Below are 2,177 nucleotides of genomic sequence, written 5' to 3'. Positions count from 1 at the left end.
GTGGTGGCCTCCCAGATTACAAGCCTCTACGGCCCCACAGTTTGATGCGACCTTGGAGCAAAAGGCGGCAGCTGACCCAGGCAATGAGGAGCTTCAGAGCCAGTTGCAACAACAACGCGAGGGGCAAGCACGAGTGTTCCGCTCGACAGGCCCCTACACCATCACACTTTTGACCTGCTCAGGGCCGTCAATTGCAGATGTTGGCGGGGCTTTTCAGTTCCGTTACAGCGACAATCTGATCGTCGAGACCACGCCAATTGATTGGGGCCAACAATGAGGTAAGAGGCCCTAGAGGATTATTCAAAAGTCTACAAGAAAAGAAGAGTAGGCTCCGCGCACAGCGGAGCCTACCAAAAACTATTTTTTCTGAAGCTTCAGCAACAGAAACTGCCAAATCAGTAAAAGAATACTGACCACGATAACTAGCAGTGATATATAGTGCCAAGCAACAATCCATAAGGGAGTTGAATGATAAGGTTCACCTGAAGCTTCCCAGATTCGATATTCGATACCAGCAGCTACAAGTGAAGCTAATAACGACACGGCACCAATCACAGCGGACCAGGCCGGTTTCCGATGTCTATTCTGTACGCGCTTGTTCATGTGCTTTACCAATTACAGTGGTGGCGGACAACACCGTTCCACCAGTGTGGCTTATCACTCCGAAAACGTTCGAGGTTATAAGCACCTGTCCACGGCAGGCCGTATGTACTAGCAGCGACATGGCACTCGTACTGATGACGCAGCGTTGCTTTGTTTGTAATTGAAGGCCAGCGGCTGGTCCATTCCGCCCACCCCTGATTTCGCATAATTGCCTGTCCTGCGAGGTATCCACCAACACCTCCGCCACCGCTCATGACCAAGGCGCCCCAAACAGTAACTGAGCCGTTGTATCGGACATCCCCCTCATACCAGTCAAGAGAGAAACCGGTAAATAGGTTTTTACCCCAAAATGGGTCAGCAGTAACAGGATAATCCACACCGGGAGTATCATGCTCAATAACCTGAACTAGCGAAGAGCCTCTAATCTCATACCGGGTAGGTACATCTGTACCGTTAGCGTCCTTAGCCCAAGGAGCCGCTACACCCGCTACAAAATTTCCTTCAGCATCCCGCACCAGGACCATTCCGTCTTCAAGAAGCTCAAGACTAGCACCATCCGGTAGCTCCAAATTATAGGTATATTCCTGTGGGGCAGAATCCTCTTCAATAGTTGTTACCATTTGCACAGAGCCGTCCTCATAGGGCAAGACGGAAGTAGATGATGAGTTGTTATGTTCAAAGGCGATTTCTCCGAACTCTCCACTCTTTGCTGTAGAGGTTTCTTCACTATCGGGAAGAAAAATCCCTATATTAGTTTCACTCTCGGCTCCCAAGACAATAGGCTCGATAGCGTCTTTGGGAATCTCAGCTGAACTTTCTTGACCGACCACCACAAACGCAGACGCAGTTTCTTCAAGCTCATCAATTGTAAGTGCCTGCTCGGCAAGCACATCTAGCCTATATTCCACTGAGCCATTTTGACTCGTCGGAACTGAATTCTGGGCTGAAGCAGGTGTAAGACCAAGCCCGCCAACTAACACCGCGCTAACTGCACAAATGCTGAAAGCGGCACGGGAGGATAAAGGGGACATCTTTGTCTCTTTTCTCTTATGCACCAGGCTCCCTCATGAGGCTAGTGGTAAGTAGTCTATAGCATGTGTTTAGAAAAAACGAGAGCTATTTCACTCATACCGCTAAGAGGCCTACTCAGAAGACCGCCCCGGACGTCCTTAGGAGTTCTCTAACTGGGCAAGATATTCAGACAGTTGTTCCTTCTGAGTGATTCTTTTTTACCCATCGACCGGCACCAAACCAACCCGCAGATTATCCGTATACGGAAACACAAACGTCTGCCCCACACCCGAATCCCCCACAAAAGCACCCGAGCACGTCAGCAACCACACCAGCTCATCTGTCCCATACTTGGCCCATTCATCCGGTGTCACCTCTGCAGAGCCCCACAGACCCGCATCAGTCTCAGTTAGCGCCTGCTCAATCGTGTCAATGACAATTACCTGGTACTCACGGGTCACACCTGCCTCATCCGTGATATACACATGCGCGCACCTATCAACGTAATGCAACAGACCCCACCCAGAGAGCCGGTCATCAGGATAGTCAAGGTTCACATGCCC

Annotated in this window: 4 protein-coding genes; 1 reads left to right on the top strand and 3 read right to left on the bottom strand. The window is 50.3% G+C overall.

Annotated elements, in window-relative coordinates:
• Positions 1 to 277, top strand: a 277-nt coding sequence (locus tag E4U03_RS13255; protein WP_209304180.1) for a hypothetical protein, incomplete at its 5' end; no start/stop codon positions are given.
• Positions 278 to 357: 80 nt separating this feature from the next.
• On the opposite strand, the gene E4U03_RS12450 is transcribed toward E4U03_RS13255, so the two are convergent.
• From E4U03_RS12450 to E4U03_RS12440, 3 genes are all read right to left on the bottom strand, one after another.
• A complete protein-coding gene (locus E4U03_RS12450; protein WP_135014040.1) occupies positions 358 to 603 on the bottom strand; it encodes a hypothetical protein in 246 nt (81 codons plus the stop codon).
• 5 nt (positions 604 to 608) lie between these two features.
• Positions 609 to 1,634: a hypothetical protein gene (locus E4U03_RS12445; RefSeq protein WP_135014039.1), complete on the bottom strand. Its 1,026-nt coding sequence runs from the start codon at positions 1,632 to 1,634 to the stop codon at positions 609 to 611.
• A 198-nt stretch (positions 1,635 to 1,832) separates the two neighbouring features.
• A partial coding sequence (locus E4U03_RS12440; RefSeq protein ID WP_209304179.1) for a hypothetical protein occupies positions 1,833 to 2,177 on the bottom strand: 345 nt, incomplete at its 5' end.

Origin of the sequence: Rothia nasimurium (assembly GCF_004569295.1) — a bacterium.
Classification (GTDB): domain Bacteria; phylum Actinomycetota; class Actinomycetes; order Actinomycetales; family Micrococcaceae; genus Rothia; species Rothia nasimurium_B.
Note: the sequence above shows the minus strand (reverse complement) of the source record. Positions and strands in the feature narration are given on the sequence as shown.